We start from the raw sequence: 17,008 nt of genomic DNA on the forward strand, positions 1-17,008 counted from the left end.
TGGCTCAAAAATAGCATTTTTCTTCAAAAGTTTGTGATAAAAGGTATAAACCTTCACAAAGCATTTTTTGATACGTGCTATTTTAGCAGATTTTATGCTACACTAAGGGCAATGAATTTAGAAATGAGGACTACTGATGATTTTATTACAAGCAAATCAAGTTGCCCGGCATTTTGGCTCGGAAACATTGTTTGAAAACATACATTTAGAAATTGCAACAAAAAGTCGGATTGCCTTAGTTGGTCGTAATGGTGCTGGAAAATCGACTTTTTTAAAAATCATTGCAGGCATTGATGCTCCCGATAGCGGAACCATTGCCAAAAATAAAACTGCTACGTTAGGTTATTTAGCTCAAAATACCGGCTTAGAATCAGATAAAACCGTTTGGGATGAAATGACAAAAGCCTTTGCTGACATCCTAGAAATGGAACAGCGTATGCGAGAATTAGAAACTAAAATTAGTGAAATGGAGCCAACCACTTCCGTTTATGAAGGAATTTTAAAAGAGTACGATCAATTGCAACATACGTTTTCTGAAAAAAATGGCTACGGCTATGAAAATGAAATTCGCTCAGTCCTTCACGGCTTTGGCTTCGATGAATCCTTTTACACGAAAGATATTCAAACCTTATCTGGTGGTCAAAAAACCCGGCTTGCATTAGCGAGAATGCTTTTACAAAAACCAGATATTTTAATTCTGGACGAGCCTACAAACCACTTAGATATCAAGACGCTTTCTTGGCTGGAATCTTATTTGCCAAGCTATGCCGGCGCCCTATTGATTGTTTCCCACGATCGTTATTTTTTAGACAAGGTAGTTAATGAAGTTTATGAACTGAGTCGCAAAAAAATGACTCACTACAAAGGAAACTATTCCAAATACTTAGAGTTAAAAGCAGAACAATTAGCCAGTGAATGGAAAGCGTATGAAAAGCAACAAGAAGAAATCAATAAGTTAGAAGATTTCGTTGCCAAAAATCTGGTTCGTGCATCTACAACGAAACGTGCACAAAGTCGCCGAAAAGTATTAGAAAAAATGGACCGTTTAGACCGACCTCAAGGAGATGAAAAATCGGCGCATTTTCTTTTCGATAGTGAAAAAGTCTCGGGAAATGTTGTTTTACAAGTCGAAGATGCCGCCATTGGTTACGACCCAGAACATATTTTATCCGAACCTATTCACTTGGATATTCGTCGTAAAGAAGCCATTGCCTTAGTCGGACCGAACGGAATTGGTAAATCCACTCTCTTGAAATCAATTATTGACCGCATTCCTTTCATTAAAGGAAGTAAAATTTTTGGTACCAATGTTTCTGTAGGTTACTATGACCAAGAGCAAGCCAATTTACATGGCAATAAAACGGTCTTAGCGGAATTATGGGATGAACACCCAACCACACCTGAAAAAGAGATTCGAAGTATTTTAGGTGGCTTTCTCTTCAGTGGAGATGATGTTGAAAAAACGATTCCTTTATTAAGTGGTGGCGAAAAAGCACGTGTGGCATTAGCAAAATTAGCGATGGATCGTGACAATTTCTTGATTCTCGATGAGCCAACCAACCACTTGGATATTGATAATAAAGAAGTTTTAGAAAATGCGCTGATTGATTATGAAGGAACCATCCTCTTCGTTTCCCATGACCGTTACTTTATCAATCGAATTGCAACAAAAGTTGTTGAGCTTTCTGAAAAAGGCAGCAAACTTTATTTAGGCGACTATGATTATTATTTAGAAAAGAAACAAGAGGAAGAAGAAATCGCTGCCCTCTTAGCTAATGAAGAAGCGGCGAAAAAACCCGAACCAGTCACAGCCAAAAATACTTTTTATCAAAATAAGGAGCAACAAAAATTACTCCGTACTTTGCAAAGAAAAATAACACAAGTCGAAGAAAATCTTGCTCAGTTAGATACGACAATTGCACAATTAGAAGCACAAATGAGTCAACCAGACATTCTAGAAAATCATGTTGAATTGCTGGCTTTAAACCAACAATTAGATGACGCTCGTCAGCAACAAGATGAACTACTTGAGCAATGGGAAAATTTCAGTTTAGAATTAGAAGAAATGGAAAATAACAATTAACGGAGGGATTCACTATGGCTTCCAAAAAAATCAGTTTAACGAAGCCCAAATATCAACAAATCGCCGTTGATGTTGCGGAAAAAATTGCAGAAGGCAAATTACATGTTGGAGATAAAATCCATGCCCGTTCCACCCTAGCTAACCAATACCAAGTGTCGCCAGAAACAGCCCGCAAAGCCATTATCGTTTTAGTCGATTTAGAAATCGTTAAAGCCAAACACGGCAGCGGCTTCTATGTGGCATCAAAAGAAAAAGCGCAGGACTTTGTGACACAATATCAAGACGTTCAAACGATTGCTGAAATTAAAGAAGAATTGCTAGATAGCGTAGCGAAACAAAAAGAAGAACTTACTCATTTTTCTAGCATTCTAGATACTCTTGTTGAACAAACAAAGCGTTTTGATTCTTTCAATCCAATGAATCCTTATTCATTAGTTTTAACAGAAGAAGCTGCTTATCTTGAGGCGACGATTAGCGAAATGAATTTTTGGCAAAACACTTCGGCAACGATTATCGCCATCAAACACAAAGAAGAGCTTCTGGTCTCACCTGGTCCATATGCAAAGATTTCGTTGAACGACACACTTTATTTTGTTGGACATGACGAATCAACCTTACAACGAGTGCAGAATTTTTTCTATCCTTAAAAAGCTCATTTGAGCTTTTTTTCTTTTGACAAATTCCTTTCAAATTGCTAAAATAAAGTAACGAAGTCGTTACATTTAGAAACGAGGTAGTTACATTGATTAAAAACAAACTTAAGGTTCTTAGAGCCCAAAAAAACTGGACACAAGCTGATTTAGCAGAAAAAGTTGGGATTTCACGCCAAGCAGTTATTTCTATTGAAAAGTATAAATACACACCCTCTTTAGAACTAGCCTTTGATATTGCAGCAGCTTTTAAAAAACCCGTCACAGAAGTATTTTATCAACAAAAGGAGGAAACTAAATGAATATTGAAACACTGAAACCACTTTTAGGAATTAGTTCGATGTGTATCTTAGCGATTTTTATGTATTTAACTGAACGATTCAAAAAACAGAAAAAAGTTGAATATAAAAATGATGAACGCTGGCAAGTTATCCGTTTAAAAGCAAATCAAATGATTTTACGTTATTTCTATATTCTAGGAATTGTTATCTGTATATCTCTAGCAACTGTGCTTGTGTTGAACTTAAAAACGGAAATTTCTTTAACCACTGTTGTTCAAGTTCTTTTTTATGGTTACTTATTTCAAAATCCCATTGAGTACTATTCATTAAAATACTTTGATCAAGAAATTTAAAACAAAGTGACTACTTATCTTGCGGTAAATAGTCACTTTTTTTATTTATTATTTCTATTTTTCATAAAAAACCACTATAAAACCTAGTTAAAATACTGTTTTTCTTCATTTTCAGAAAGATTTTCATCTAATTTGACAAAGTGACAACTTTATAGTAGTCTGATGTAGTCACTTTTTTTATTGAGGAGGAACAATGATTTGCCAAAAGTAAAAGTAAATCACCTTACCAAAATCTTTGGTAAGAAAACCAAACCGGCACTTGAAATGATTCGTGCCAACAAAAGCAAAACAGAAATTTTAGAAAAAACGGGTGCCACAGTCGGTGTTTATGATGTAAATTTCGAAGTTGAAGAAGGCGAAATTTTCGTTATTATGGGGTTATCAGGAAGTGGGAAATCAACATTAATTCGTTTATTAAATCGTTTGATTGAACCAACTTCAGGAAATATTTATATTGATGGACAAGATATTTCTTCTTTAGATAAAGAAGGATTACGTGAAGTACGTCGAAATAAAATGAGCATGGTTTTCCAAAACTTTGGTCTTTTCCCCCATCGAACTATCTTAGAAAATACGGAATATGGTTTAGAAATTCGTGGTGTTCCTAAAGAAGAACGCCAAGCAAAAGCTGAAAAAGCCTTAGAAAATTCTAGCTTAATTGCTTTTAAAGACCAATTACCAAGTCAATTATCTGGTGGGATGCAACAACGTGTCGGCCTTGCTCGTGCCTTGGCTAACGATCCAGAAATTTTATTAATGGACGAAGCGTTCTCTGCTCTTGATCCGTTAATTCGTCGTGAAATGCAAGACGAACTATTAGATTTACAAGAAAATGTCAAAAAAACCATTATCTTTATCACACATGATTTGAATGAAGCTTTACGAATCGGCGACCGGATCGCCTTGATGAAAGATGGTCAAATTATGCAAATTGGGACTGGAGAAGAAATTTTAACCAACCCAGCCAACGAATATGTGCGAACCTTCGTGGAAGATGTGGATCGTTCAAAAGTCTTAACTGCCCAGAATATTATGGTACCTGCTTTAACTACTAACATTGAAATTGATGGCCCAACTGTTGCTTTAAAACGGATGCGTCAAGAAGAAGTGAGTATGTTACTTGCCGTGGATAAAAAACGCCAACTAAAAGGCGTTGTACGCGCAGAAAAAGCTTTAGAAGCGCGTAAAAATGGGACTTCTCTTGTAGAATGTGTGGATCCAGAAATTCAAACAATCGACAAAGATATGTTAGTGAATGATATTTTCCCACTGATTTATGATGCACAAACGCCTCTTGCTGTGACTGATAACGGCAAACTATTAGGCGTGGTCATCCGTGGTAGCGTACTTGAAGCACTTGCAGAAACAGAGGTGAACGAACATGAATAAGTATCAATTACCTGTCGCGTCTTGGGTTGAAAGTTTTACTGATTGGTTAACTTCAACATTTGCTGGATTATTCAGCTTTTTACAAACAATTGGTCAAAGTGTAATGGACAACATTACTGCCTTACTAACAGCCGTACCACCACTTGTGCTGATTGTGCTATTAACGATTGCTGCTTTCTTTATTTCTAATAAAAAAATTGGCTTAAGTTTATTCACATTTATCGGCTTAATGTTTATCTATAACCAAAACTTATGGAACGATTTAATGAGTACCGTTACGTTAGTTTTACTTTCTAGTGTTATTTCCATTATCATTGGTGTGCCACTAGGGATTTTAATGGCGAAAAGCGAAAAAGCCAAGAGTATTATTACACCGATTTTGGACTTCATGCAAACAATGCCTGGTTTCGTTTACTTGATTCCAGCCGTTGCATTCTTCGGAATTGGTATGGTTCCTGGGGTCTTCGCCTCTGTTATCTTCGCTTTACCACCAACCGTGCGCTTTACGAATTTAGGAATTCGACAAGTACCAAATGAACTTGTTGAAGCAGCTGATTCTTACGGTAGTACTGGCTGGCAAAAATTATTCAAATTAGAATTACCTTTAGCCAAAAACACGATTATGGCTGGTGTTAACCAAACAACCATGCTAGCCCTATCAATGGTAGTTATTGCTTCAATGATTGGTGCGCCTGGACTAGGACGTGGCGTCCTTTCTGCTTTACAACGTGCGCAAGTCGGGAACGGTTTCGTAAATGGTGTGGCTTTAGTTATTTTAGCGATTATCATTGACCGTTTTACTCAACATTTAAATAATAAAAAAGCAGCCCCTAAAGCATCTGGTGCCACCTCTAAAAAGAAAAAATATGGGATTATTGCAGCGGTTGTTGTAATTGTTGCTGGCTTAGTTGGTGCTTCAATTTTTACAACAACAAATGATAAGCAAATTTCCCTTTCTTATGTGGAATGGGATACCGAAGTAGCCTCCACACATGTGGTTGCCGAAGTCTTAAAAGATATGGGATATGATGTTAAAACGACTCCTTTAGATAACGCAATTATGTGGGAATCTGTAGCTAAAGGTGAAACAGATGCCATGGTTGGTGCGTGGCTGCCAGGAACTCACGCAGAGCAATATAAACAATATAAAGATAAATTAGACGACCTTGGTGAAAACCTTAAAGGCGCGAAGCTAGGAATTGTCGTCCCTTCTTATATGGATGTTGATTCTATCGAAGATTTATCTGATCAAGCTGGGAAAAAGATTACTGGAATTGAACCTGGGGCTGGTGTTGTTGCAGCAGCAGAGAAAACTAAAGAAGCTTATCCTAATTTGAAAGATTGGTCTGTTGAAACTTCTTCATCAGGTGCCATGACTGTCGCCTTAGGACAAGCAATTAAAAACAACGAAGACATCGTTATTACTGGCTGGTCTCCTCACTGGATGTTTGCAAAATATGATTTAAAATATTTAGCTGATCCAAAAGGCACTATGGGCGGCGAAGAAGCGATTCACACAATGGCTCGCCAAGGCCTAAAAGAAGATCAACCAGAAGCTTACAAAGTGTTAGATAATTTCCATTGGACAACTAAGGATATGGAATCTGTCATGTTAGAAATTAACGAAGGCAAAGACCCACAAGAAGCTGCACGTGATTGGGTTGATTCACATAAAGACCAAGTAGCAGAATGGAAAAAATAATTCTTAACAAATGACTTCCCCATCTATTAAAAGAGGGCGTTGAACAAATTGTTCAACGCCCTCTTTTTTCGCCAAAAAAACCACTCAGTTGGGTAGACTGAGTGGAAAGGAGTTATTTTTACTTGAGGAGTAAAAATGAAAAGTGTTTATGTTGGGTGTTTTGTTGGTATGCTTATATATTAACGAGAACCTGTGAATAATTTGTGACGAAAACCTTGGAAATTTGCTACGAATTACTTAAAAAAGTTTAAATGTGTCTCACCCTAGTTAATCGATACAGTGATTATTTCTTTTTAGCATTTTGGATGGCTTTAAATAATGTTGAAAATTGTCCTTTGAAAGACATCACATCATCAAAGATATCAACACCATCGTTTAACATTTTGACGGTCACCCAGCCAAGCGCTTCCGTAATTGCTACCGCAACTGAAGCATTGACCATGCCACCAGTCACAGTTCCGACAACAGGAATCACTTTTAGAATATTTCCGACTGCGCTCTTACCTAAACTAACCACTACTAATTCTTTGGTTAAACTTTTCCCTAAGCTTTCAGACCAAGACTGACCAAAAATTTTATGCAGCCGTGACATCATAGTTAATTGAACAGGTACCAGTAAAAAAGCATCCGAAAATGGAATTGGCGAAAACCCAATAATTGCTGCTGACAATGCAGCAAAATGAATCGTTTGATGACTTTTCTTTTTCACGTCAGGTGAAACACCAGCCAAAAATTCATCAAATACTTTGTCGAGTTGTGTTTGACTGTTCGTCACTAATTGTTCTGCTTTACCTTTAGAAGTTGCGAAAGCATTCATTATGGCCGTAGACGTTTTTTGTGGAAATTTTTTCAAGACATCCTGAAAAAAAGAACGAAATTCTGGGTCTTCGATTTCTTCATTCAATTGCTTAGTTTCTTGTTCTGCTAATTCTTGTTTTTCAATCTCTTCAAAAAGTTCTTGTTTCTTTTTGTTTTTATGTTTTTTTCTTCTCATCTCATTAACTCCTTTATCTATCAATATGTAGAAACAAAGTATAGCATAGCCCCTGATTGATTCTCTTTTAGATGATTTGAAAAGCCAGAACTTATCTGTTTTTTAAACAAATAGAAATGTTCTAGCTTTTCTCAAAAAATCAGCTATTTTGTTTGTTCTTCACCGCAATACACCGTCAAGTGTTTAGGTAAAATTTCCAGCGTAATTGGCAAAGCAGCTCCTTCATCACCATCCACATTAGTGGTTAATTCTTCTTGGTTTTCTAAGGAGATTGTTCCTTCTTTAAAGGTTAGGTAAACTAAATTATCAGTGGACTGGTCGACGCCTTTTAACAAATCTGGGACTGCTTTTACTGCATCCCATAATGATTGATCTTTTAAATAAACTAAATGAAGTTTGCCATCATCCACTTGGGCCTCTGGTAATAATGTTTCAAACCCACCGATTGAATTCGTTAAGCCAACTAAAACGGTACTACTTTCAATGGTTTGTTCTTTTTGATCCAAGCTTAAATGAAAAGGATACGTTTGAGCATTCGCTAAATGTTTGGCACCTGAAATAAAATAAGCGAGTTTTCCTAACTTCGTTTTTTGTTCAACGTCCACGTCGTTAATTGACTCTGGAATCGTCCCAATTGCAACGACATTCATAAAGTAGTCGTCATTGATTTTCCCCACGTCTAAAGCACTGGTTTTTTCTAAATCTAATTGTTGAATCGCTTCTTCAGGGTCCATCGGTAAATTCAAGGCTCGCGCTAAATCGTTCACCGTTCCTAAAGGAAAAAAGCCAAATTTCGGGCGGTAAGCTTGTTCTGCCAACCCGCTAATTCCTTCATTAACGGTTCCATCTCCCCCCATTACGAAAACACTGTCGAAGTGACTTTCCGCAGCTTCACGGGCAAATTGTTCTGCATCGCCGCCTTTTTCTGTTTGTTTCACTACAACTTCATCAAATAACTGCTTTAATTTTTCTTCTGCTAACGTTTCAAATTCTTTGGCTTTTTCACCACCAGAACTGGGGTTAACAATTAAAACTGCTTTTTTCACTGGCACCACTCCTCATTGATATCTAAATCGTTTGATTCCTTACAATTATTATAAAAGATATTTTTGATTCTGGCGAAAAATATGCTGACACTTGCTTAACAAACAAGCATTCCTGCTCCTCACTACTTTTCAAAACGTTCTTTAAAGCAATAGGCAAAATAATAGAACAATTTCCAAAAATCTTGCCAAACTTTTGGATCCATCCCCGTCAATTCATGAATTCGTTTCAAGCGGTAATTCAATGTATTTCGATGGATATGTAATACTTGTGAGGTTTCATTGATGTTTAAGTTATGATTGGCGAAAAAAATAACGGTTTCATAGTATTCATCATAAATCGTCTGGATGGTTTCAAAAAAATCCAATTCAATATGAAAAGGAAAATTAAAAATTCCTTGAATGAAAAAATCTTCTGCTTGGTAAAACTTAGCCTTTTCTAATTGGAGAAACGATAGAAGTAAATACGTGTTTTGTGCCTCTTGGACCATTTGTTGAATCGTGGCTTTTTCCGAACTTATTACAAGGTATTCTGTTACTGGCTTTGTTATCTGAGGTGGTTCAGAAGTAATCACCAGATAACAATTTTCCCATTCAAATATTTCATGGCCAGGATAATAACTGGATAATAAGCGCTTGTCCTTGGTCAGTACACAATGATTCTGGTCATCTAATTGAAGGTTATATAGTTCCAACGCTTCAAGTTTTAAGGCTTCTGAGTAAGCAGAATCAACATGCATTAAGTGCTGGATAAACTGATTTTTTTGTTTCTTCTTTTTTTCGCGTTCTTGTTGTGTATTTAATTCTTCTGTCAGTAAAAGAACAATCGAGCGCACAAGCTTGGTAAATTTGCGCACCTCGTCTGGTTCTCCTGAAATGCCTACGACACCTAAAATGTGATCATTCAAAATAATCGGTTCATTGGTGCCTTTTTTCTCTAAAGAAGTATCTTTATAAATTTCAATATTTTTTCGTTCATTGATGGCTCTTTCTGCGCCACGATGGCGCTCCCCAATTCGAGCAGAATCTCCACTCGCAATAATTTTTCCTCGTTCATCCATAATATTGATGTTATAAGGAATATCTGCCATCAACTTTTCAACAATTTTATTTGCTTGGATTTTGTCTAATTTTAACATTGCTATCGCCAACTTTCTAAAAAGCGAGTAGCGTTTGGGACATAAGCCGCAATGACTTATGTCCCAAACGCTTAATTCTTCAGATCAACGACTGAACATTTTTATTTCAGCTTTCATTACTGATGATACCATGGTTAGTTCTTAGTCACAAGGCACCAGCTGTAATGTACGAGCAATATTTTCAACGGTTCTTTCTAAGTTAACTGGTCCATTTTTCAATGCTGCTTCCAATGGTTCGGCTTTGGCCAAAATTCCAAAAATAGCCGTCATCCCTTCTTCATAGAGGACATCCACATCTTTGCCGATATAGCCAGCACAAGCGAAAACCGGTTTTTGATACTTCTTGGCCAAACGTGAGACGCCATAAGGGGCTTTGCCGAATTTTGTTTGAAAATCCATCCCGCCTTCACCAGTAAAGACATAATCAGCGGCTTTTATTTTTTCTTCTAATTGATTCACTTCTACGACAATATCAATTCCTGGGCGTAACTGAGCTTTTGTGAATGCTAGTAACCCTGCACCCAAACCACCAGCAGCTCCTGCGCCTGGCATCATCTCAACATCAATGCCGATCTCTTTTTTGATGATCGCTGCATAATGGGCTAAGTTTTTATCTAATTGAGCCACCATTTCTTCTGTCGCACCTTTTTGCGGGCCAAAGACATGAGACGCCCCTGTTGGCCCTGTTAGTGGGTTATTCACATCACTTGCTACTAGAACTTCGGTAGCAAAAATACGTTGATCAAACTGTGTTAAATCGATCTGCGCCAGTTTATCTAATGCACCACCGCCACGTGTCAATTCTTGCCCTTCCTTGTCTAACAAACGCGCACCAAGTGCCTGAATCATACCTGCACCCCCATCATTTGTCACGCTACCACCAATGCCGATAATGATTTTTTTTGCCCCATGATTGAGCGCATGTTGAATCATTTCTCCTGTACCATAAGTAGAAGTGATCAAGGGATTACGTTCTGCTGCTTTGACCAATTCAATTCCGTTGGCTTTCGCCATTTCAATGACCACCGTTTCTTGGTCACCTAATAAGCCGTAATAGGTTTCAACGATTTGATCAGGAAGCGGTCCTGCCACACGCACTGGTACTCTTGTGCCTCCTGTTGCATCCACTAAGGAATCCACCGTTCCTTCCCCGCCGTCTGCCATCGGGACGTGTTGAATGTCTGCATCTTTAAATACAGCTAAAATCCCTTTTTCCATTGCCAGACAGGCTTCTTTTGCACTCATACTTTCTTTAAATGAGTCTGGAGCCAAAACAAATTTTTTCGTCATCTTTTCGCGCCTACTTTCCAACTAGTTTAAAATAAAGCCATATAAAATGGTTGCAACAATCGTCATTACCCCACCGACACACATTTCATAAGGAATCACTCGAATTCTTTCTTTAATCGTCATATTCATACTTTGTGCCGTAATATGGAAATAATTGCCTTGAGGAACACTATCAATCACAGTTGCCCCAGTATGCACCATGACTGCTGCTGAAAGTGAAGATGTGCCCATATCTAAAATCGCTGGTCCAAAAGAACCTGTCGCTAAAATAACCGCTGTGGATGTTGAACCAACTGCTAAGCCCATTAAAATACCAGAAATCGGTGCCAAGAAGGTTCCAGAAATTCCCATAACAGAAATTAAGTGGACAATTTGTGTTGATAAATCAGAAACAGAAATTAATCCAGCAATTGCACCTGCACCAATTAAAATTAAAACGGTATCGGTTACTCTCTTCAAGCCAGAAGATGCATAAAAGGCCAGTTGTTTTGTTTGCCCAATCGCAATTGTCCCAACAACTGAAGCGAACGGCAAAATATACAGAGCATCAATATTCAAACTTTTGATGAAAGAAATATTTAAAACGGCGCCAATCGGATTAAGTAATAATAAGACAATCGCTAACACTGGCGCGATTAACGCCTTTTTCAAAGGTAATAATTCTTTTGTTTGTTCCTCTACAAGATCCGTTTCTTTGACCATTGATCCTTTACTTCTCATGATATTTGCAAGAACAACAGCCGTAATTAAGCCAAATACGGCTGGAATAAAACCAGCAATCATAACGTCACTTAAAGGTAAATTAAAGCCGTTCGCCGCTGCAATAGTATTTGGATTAGGCGAAATAATATTACCCGCTTTGCCGCCACCTGATAAGGCAATCAATAATGATAACTTACTGATACCCGTACTTTTCCCAACGGATAGAGCAATCGGGGCAACAATCAACACTGCAACAGGAATGAATACGCCCACTGCTGTAATTACCATTGTGGATAATGCCAAAGATAAAATAGCTTTTTTCTCGCCAAGCTTTTGTACAATGGCGTTGGCAATTGATTCTGCCGCACCAGATTCCATCATCACACCCGCCAACATGCCGGCTGCTAAGACACGGATTGCGGTTCCCATAATACTTTGTGTTCCGTTTAATAGAACAGCGACTGTGTCTGACAGGGAAGCGCCTCCAATAAGACAACCAACAATTGCACCAAAAAACAAGGAATACACAGGATTAAATTTTTTCAAAATTAATACTATCGCTACAACTAATCCTAAAATTGCAGCAACCCAAGATATTGTAATATCTGGCATTCAAAATCAGCTCCTTAAATTGTTTACGCTTTCATTCTATCAAAGTCCTTTCTTTTTAAAATTGTAAATTTAACAGGATTTATTGTTCAAATGCACAAAAAAACCGTTCTTAAAGAACAGTTTTTTGAAATCTTTTTCTATCTTTCTCAATAATGACCACCAAGCCAACGAACAAAAGAACACTCACAATTAACAATACTGCCGTTTTATTATATCCATGAAATAGCGCTTCGCCTCCACATGCGTAAAGTATTGAGGAAGGAATCACACCAACGACTATCGCGGCTATTAAATTTTTTAATGACAACTGCATAGTATCCGCAGCAAAATTAATCACAGAAGAAGGAATAATTGGAATCATGTAGCCCACCATAATCCCAATTTTTGGATGCTTCATCCGTCGAATGGACTGGACCCAATGATTGGTCTCCGTTTTTTTATCTAAAAATTTTATATGATGCATCAAAAAGATTGCAACTAAATTTCCCAAACTATTCCCTAAAACATTAATGAGTGTGCCACTAAATGGACCAAAACTCAATCCTGCAATCACACCAATTACCGAGGTTGGAATCCCTGGTACTGCACACATGATCGCGGTCAAAAAAACTAACAATAGCGCTGCTGAAAAACCATGTGAACGAATTCGCTCTAATAATTGTGTCTTACTGGCTTTAGGATTCAAAAATAATTGAATATCTGTTTGATATTCTAGATACAAACGGTAACCTACCAGCAGGATTAAAATAAGCCCGCTACTGATTAGTAGTATTCGGATTGCTTTCCTCTTCATTTTCTTTGCTCCTTTTATGCTTTATACAAAGTGTAGCACAGGTTTCTTCGTGCCTCAATTAGAAGCTTGTATGAATAAAAGCCGCCCCTAAAAGTTAGACTAAAAATCTAACTTTTAGGGGCGGCTCGAAAGTTACGAAGGTACTTTTTTTTATTTCCGATACATCTTAAACTCCAAGAACAGATCGTTATAAATTCCTAAGTATTCTTGACCTAAATCTTGGTAAACTTCTAAATGTTTGATGGTTTCATCATCTGGATAAAATTGTTTATCTTCGGCAACTTCTTTTGGTAATAGTTTTTTAGCTTCTTTATTTGGTGTGGAATAACCAATATATTCTGCATTTTGTGCTGCATTTTCTGGTCGTAACATAAAGTTCATAAATGCATAGGCGCCGTCTTTATTTTTGGCTGTCTTAGGCATCACAATGTTATCAAACCAGAGATTAGAGCCTTCACTGGGAATCACATAATGTAGATGTTCATTGTTTTCTAGCATTTCAGCAGCTTCACCAGAGAAAGTTACAGCAACTGCACTTTCTTCATTAGCCATGTACATTTTGATTTCATCGGCAACAATTGCTTTGACATTGTTCGTTAATCGGTTTAACTTATCGGTAGCCTGACGTAATTGTTGGTCGTTTTTACTGTTTAACGAATAGCCTAAACTGTTCAAAGATAATCCTAACACTTCCCGAGCACCATCAATCAGCATGACATTATTTTTTAATTCCGGGCGCCATAAATCATCCCAATGTTGGATCTGACGACCGTCAATAAATTTATCATTATAAATAATCCCCAACGTGCCCCAGAAGTACGGAACGGAAAACTTATTTTTGGGATCAAAGGATTGATCTAAAAAGCGTGCATCAATGTTTTCTAAGCCTTTTAATTTGCTGTGATCAAGTGGTAAAAGCATCTTTGCTTTCATCATTTTTTGAATCATATATTCAGAAGGAATGGCAATATCATAGGCTGTACCACCTTGCTGAATTTTTGTATACATGGCTTCATTAGAATCAAAGGTTTCGTAATTGACTTTATAACCTGTTTCTTTTTCAAATTTCTTAATCAAGGCCGGATCTATATAGTCCCCCCAATTGTAAATGGTCAAGGTATCTGCTCCTGCCATGCCACTTGCTTTCTCCAATTGGCGCACGCCAAAAAACAAGATGACAATAATAGCGATAATTCCAATAAAAAGTGACTGTAATTTTTTCATTTTAACTTGGCCACCTCACTTTGTTCCCGACGCATTTTCTTTAAACGTTTTGGCGTATTGTCTTTACTGATAAAGTAATAACCGACAACTAGAATCATTGAGAATAGGAATACTAACGCACTTAAGGCATTGATTTCTAAACTAATTCCCTGACGTGCTCGTGAATAAATTTCAACAGATAATGTTGAAAAACCATTGCCTGTCACAAAGAATGTTACGGCAAAATCGTCCAACGAATAAGTAAAGGCCATAAAGTAGCCAGCAATAATTCCTGGCGCTAAAAAAGGCAAAATAATATTTTTAATCACTTGAACATTATTGGCCCCTAAATCCCGTGCCGCATCTACCATAGAATCGTTCATCTCTTGTAGTTTTGGTAAAACCATTAAAACAACAATCGGAATACTAAAGGCAATATGCGACAATAATACACTTGTAAAACCTAAACTGATAAACCCTACTGCTGTGAAGAAAATTAAGAAACTGGCTCCAATAATAACATCTGGTGAAACGAGTAAAATGTTATTAAAGCTAAGCAACGTGTTCCGGTTTTTACGACGTTTTGTATAATAAATCCCCATCGCGCCAAATGTTCCAATGATGGTTGCTATTAAAGCCGATAAGAAAGCTAGCAAAAACGTATTCAGAACAATGGTTAACAAGCGTGTGTCTTCGAAAACGTTCCGATAATTATCTAACGTAAAACCAGTAAACTGATTCATCGTTTGCGTGTCGTTAAACGAATAAAAAATCAAATAAAAGATTGGTGCGTACAGTAGCGCAAAGACAACGAATAAATACACATAAGACCATTTAAACTTTTTCTTTTGCATTATTTGCCACGCCCTTTCTTCTTCTCACCCGTCAGCAACATCACAATAAACATGGCAACAATTAAAATCACACCTATTGTTGAACCCATGCCCCAGTTTTGCGTTACTAAGAAGTGTTCCTCAATCGCCGTTCCCAACGTAATCACCCGATTGCCGCCAATTAAACGCGTTAACATAAAGAGCGAGAGCGAAGGAATAAAGACAGCTTGAACGCCACTTTTCACACCGTTTAGGGAGAGAGGAAAAATGACACGACGGAACGTTTCCGCACTGCTAGCTCCTAAGTCCCGACTAGCACTAATCAATGAAGGATTCATCTCTTCTAAGGCATTAAAAATCGGCATAATCATAAATGGAATTTCAATATACGTCGCGACAAATAAAAAACTAAAATCTGTAAACAGAATCTGGTGCGTGCCCAAACCCATAAAACTCATAAACTGATTGATACTCCCATGAATACTGAAAATCCCAATAAAGGCATAAGCTTTTAATAATAAATTCACCCATGTTGGTAAAATAACGAGCATTAACCACAACTGTTTATGCTTGAGCTTTGTCAAAAAATAAGCCGTAGGATAACTTACCAATAACGTAAAAATGGTAATCAGAAAAGCATACCAAACCGAATTAATGGTCATACTTAAATACGTTCCTGATGTAAAATACGTTTGGTAATTCGCCAAGGTAAACTGGCCATTCATATCGAAAAATGATTGATAAATAATCATTAGCACTGGCGCAATGACGAATAAAAGTAACCACATTACATAGGGAATCGAATAAATTCGACGCATTGTTTTCATTTTATTTTCCCCTTTCGTTTACTCGTCGTAACTTTCTAAACGGGCATCAAAGTCTTCTTCTGATTCATTGAAGCGCATCACGTGAATATCTTCTGGCTCAAAAGAGAGACCTACTTGAGCACCTTCTTTGGCTTTTCGAGTGGAATGCACCATCCATTCGTTTCCTTGTTCATCAAAACAAATAATTTCATAATGAACGCCGCGGAATAACTGCGTGTCCACCGTTACAGTTAGCTTGCCTTTTTCAAGCGTGGTAATCGTTAAGTCTTCTGGACGTAAAACGACTTCTACAGGTTCATTTTTCCGCATGCCGCCATCGACACATTCAAACTTTTTGCCCACAAATGAAACTAAATTATCTTCCAGCATCACGCCGTCCACAATATTACTTTCCCCCACAAAGTCAGCAACAAAGTGATTAATCGGTTCATCATAAATATCGACTGGTGTGCCACTTTGCACGATATGACCTTTATTCATGACAAAAATTTCATCACTCATCGCTAATGCTTCTTCTTGATCATGGGTCACAAAAATAAAAGTAATTCCTAAACGTTGTTGTAAATCACGTAGTTCATATTGCATCGCTGTGCGTAATTTCAAATCTAAAGCGGATAACGGCTCATCTAAAAGTAATACTTTTGGCTCATTGACAATCGCTCGTGCAATTGCGACCCGCTGACGTTGGCCCCCAGACATTTCACTAATTTCACGTGTTTCGTAGCCCGGTAATTGAACCAAACGTAATGCCTCTTTCACTTTTTTTTCAATTTCTGCTTTGGATAGTTTTTTGATTTTTAAACCAAATGCAACATTATCAAAAACATTCATGTGAGGAAACAAAGCATAATCCTGAAACACGGTATTGACTTGGCGTTTATTGGCAGGTACATCATTTATTCTTTTACCATCAAAATAAACATCGCCAGAAGTCACGTCATTGAATCCCGCAATAATACGCAAAATCGTTGTTTTACCACATCCTGAAGGTCCTAATAAGGTATAAAATTTTCCTTCTTCAATTTCAAAGCTGACATTTTTTAATACTGGTTCATCGTCAAATTGTTTGACAACATTTTCAAATGAAATCACATGGTTTCTCACTGGATAAACT

16 protein-coding genes are annotated in these 17,008 nt (G+C 37.4%); 6 read left to right on the forward strand and 10 right to left on the reverse strand.

Annotated elements, in window-relative coordinates; translation table 11 throughout:
• Positions 1–136 precede the first annotated feature (136 nt).
• The 6 genes from IGL93_RS10185 to IGL93_RS10210 all read left to right on the forward strand — a co-directional run bounded on the left by IGL93_RS10185 (position 137) and on the right by IGL93_RS10210 (position 6,458).
• Positions 137–2,083 (forward strand): ABC-F family ATP-binding cassette domain-containing protein, encoded by a 1,947-nt coding sequence (locus tag IGL93_RS10185; RefSeq protein WP_284954679.1) that lies wholly within the window; start codon positions 137–139, stop codon positions 2,081–2,083.
• Between the two features lie 14 nt (positions 2,084–2,097).
• Positions 2,098–2,730, forward strand: coding sequence for a GntR family transcriptional regulator (locus IGL93_RS10190; RefSeq protein ID WP_002356525.1), 633 nt, complete (start codon positions 2,098–2,100; stop codon positions 2,728–2,730).
• 95 nt (positions 2,731–2,825) lie between these two features.
• Positions 2,826–3,035, forward strand: coding sequence for a helix-turn-helix transcriptional regulator (locus IGL93_RS10195; protein ID WP_010776042.1), 210 nt, complete (start codon positions 2,826–2,828; stop codon positions 3,033–3,035).
• Complete coding sequence (locus IGL93_RS10200) at positions 3,032–3,367, forward strand: hypothetical protein (protein WP_002359589.1); 336 nt, start codon at positions 3,032–3,034, stop codon at positions 3,365–3,367. Before IGL93_RS10195 ends, IGL93_RS10200 begins: the two co-directional genes overlap by 4 nt.
• Before the next feature lie 198 nt (positions 3,368–3,565).
• Positions 3,566–4,756, forward strand: a complete 1,191-nt coding sequence (locus tag IGL93_RS10205; protein WP_002388977.1) for a quaternary amine ABC transporter ATP-binding protein — start codon at positions 3,566–3,568, stop codon at positions 4,754–4,756.
• On the forward strand, positions 4,749–6,458 hold the full coding sequence (locus IGL93_RS10210; RefSeq protein WP_010776044.1) for an ABC transporter permease/substrate binding protein: 1,710 nt from the start codon (positions 4,749–4,751) through the stop codon (positions 6,456–6,458). The genes IGL93_RS10205 and IGL93_RS10210 overlap by 8 nt, the downstream gene beginning before the upstream one ends.
• Positions 6,459–6,741: 283 nt before the next feature.
• Here the strand turns inward: IGL93_RS10210 and IGL93_RS10215 are convergent, their stop codons facing one another.
• From IGL93_RS10215 to IGL93_RS10260, 10 genes are all read right to left on the reverse strand, one after another.
• The gene (locus IGL93_RS10215; protein ID WP_002384134.1) at positions 6,742–7,476 is read right to left on the reverse strand and encodes a YcjF family protein; all 735 of its coding nucleotides are present in this window, start codon (positions 7,474–7,476) and stop codon (positions 6,742–6,744) included.
• Between the two features lie 119 nt (positions 7,477–7,595).
• The gene (locus IGL93_RS10220) at positions 7,596–8,498 is read right to left on the reverse strand and encodes a diacylglycerol/lipid kinase family protein (protein WP_010713166.1); all 903 of its coding nucleotides are present in this window, start codon (positions 8,496–8,498) and stop codon (positions 7,596–7,598) included.
• A 122-nt stretch (positions 8,499–8,620) separates the two neighbouring features.
• Complete coding sequence (locus tag IGL93_RS10225; RefSeq protein WP_002356518.1) at positions 8,621–9,634, reverse strand: CdaR family transcriptional regulator; 1,014 nt, start codon at positions 9,632–9,634, stop codon at positions 8,621–8,623.
• A gap of 141 nt (positions 9,635–9,775) precedes the next feature.
• A complete protein-coding gene (locus IGL93_RS10230; RefSeq protein WP_002367172.1) occupies positions 9,776–10,924 on the reverse strand; it encodes a glycerate kinase in 1,149 nt (382 codons plus the stop codon).
• A 21-nt stretch (positions 10,925–10,945) separates the two neighbouring features.
• Complete coding sequence (locus IGL93_RS10235; protein ID WP_002370504.1) at positions 10,946–12,238, reverse strand: GntP family permease; 1,293 nt, start codon at positions 12,236–12,238, stop codon at positions 10,946–10,948.
• 109 nt (positions 12,239–12,347) lie between these two features.
• Complete coding sequence (locus IGL93_RS10240) at positions 12,348–13,031, reverse strand: TVP38/TMEM64 family protein (RefSeq protein ID WP_010776045.1); 684 nt, start codon at positions 13,029–13,031, stop codon at positions 12,348–12,350.
• A 150-nt stretch (positions 13,032–13,181) separates the two neighbouring features.
• Positions 13,182–14,255, reverse strand: a complete 1,074-nt coding sequence (locus IGL93_RS10245) for an ABC transporter substrate-binding protein (protein ID WP_002359578.1) — start codon at positions 14,253–14,255, stop codon at positions 13,182–13,184.
• Positions 14,252–15,088 (reverse strand): ABC transporter permease, encoded by an 837-nt coding sequence (locus tag IGL93_RS10250; protein ID WP_002356512.1) that lies wholly within the window; start codon positions 15,086–15,088, stop codon positions 14,252–14,254. Before IGL93_RS10250 ends, IGL93_RS10245 begins: the two co-directional genes overlap by 4 nt.
• On the reverse strand, positions 15,088–15,894 hold the full coding sequence (locus IGL93_RS10255; RefSeq protein WP_002356510.1) for an ABC transporter permease: 807 nt from the start codon (positions 15,892–15,894) through the stop codon (positions 15,088–15,090). Before IGL93_RS10255 ends, IGL93_RS10250 begins: the two co-directional genes overlap by 1 nt.
• Before the next feature lie 18 nt (positions 15,895–15,912).
• Positions 15,913–16,998, reverse strand: coding sequence for an ABC transporter ATP-binding protein (locus IGL93_RS10260; protein WP_002356508.1), 1,086 nt, complete (start codon positions 16,996–16,998; stop codon positions 15,913–15,915).
• Positions 16,999–17,008: the final 10 nt, after the last annotated feature.

Origin of the sequence: Enterococcus sp. DIV1328a (assembly GCF_050536905.1) — a bacterium.
GTDB lineage: Bacteria > Bacillota > Bacilli > Lactobacillales > Enterococcaceae > Enterococcus > Enterococcus faecalis.

Excerpts from the sequence above, each read along its gene's own strand:
- IGL93_RS10200 (WP_002359589.1), top strand. The coding sequence starts at position 3,032 with ATGAATATTGAAACACTGAAACCACTTTTAGGAATTAGTTCGATGTGT.
- IGL93_RS10230 (WP_002367172.1), bottom strand. The coding sequence starts at position 10,924 with ATGACGAAAAAATTTGTTTTGGCTCCAGACTCATTTAAAGAAAGTATG.
- IGL93_RS10185 (WP_284954679.1), top strand. The coding sequence starts at position 137 with ATGATTTTATTACAAGCAAATCAAGTTGCCCGGCATTTTGGCTCGGAA.
- IGL93_RS10250 (WP_002356512.1), bottom strand. The coding sequence starts at position 15,088 with ATGCAAAAGAAAAAGTTTAAATGGTCTTATGTGTATTTATTCGTTGTC.
- IGL93_RS10210 (WP_010776044.1), top strand. The coding sequence starts at position 4,749 with ATGAATAAGTATCAATTACCTGTCGCGTCTTGGGTTGAAAGTTTTACT.
- IGL93_RS10255 (WP_002356510.1), bottom strand. The coding sequence starts at position 15,894 with ATGAAAACAATGCGTCGAATTTATTCGATTCCCTATGTAATGTGGTTA.
- IGL93_RS10235 (WP_002370504.1), bottom strand. The coding sequence starts at position 12,238 with ATGCCAGATATTACAATATCTTGGGTTGCTGCAATTTTAGGATTAGTT.
- IGL93_RS10190 (WP_002356525.1), top strand. The coding sequence starts at position 2,098 with ATGGCTTCCAAAAAAATCAGTTTAACGAAGCCCAAATATCAACAAATC.
- IGL93_RS10240 (WP_010776045.1), bottom strand. The coding sequence starts at position 13,031 with ATGAAGAGGAAAGCAATCCGAATACTACTAATCAGTAGCGGGCTTATT.
- IGL93_RS10245 (WP_002359578.1), bottom strand. The coding sequence starts at position 14,255 with ATGAAAAAATTACAGTCACTTTTTATTGGAATTATCGCTATTATTGTC.
- IGL93_RS10225 (WP_002356518.1), bottom strand. The coding sequence starts at position 9,634 with ATGTTAAAATTAGACAAAATCCAAGCAAATAAAATTGTTGAAAAGTTG.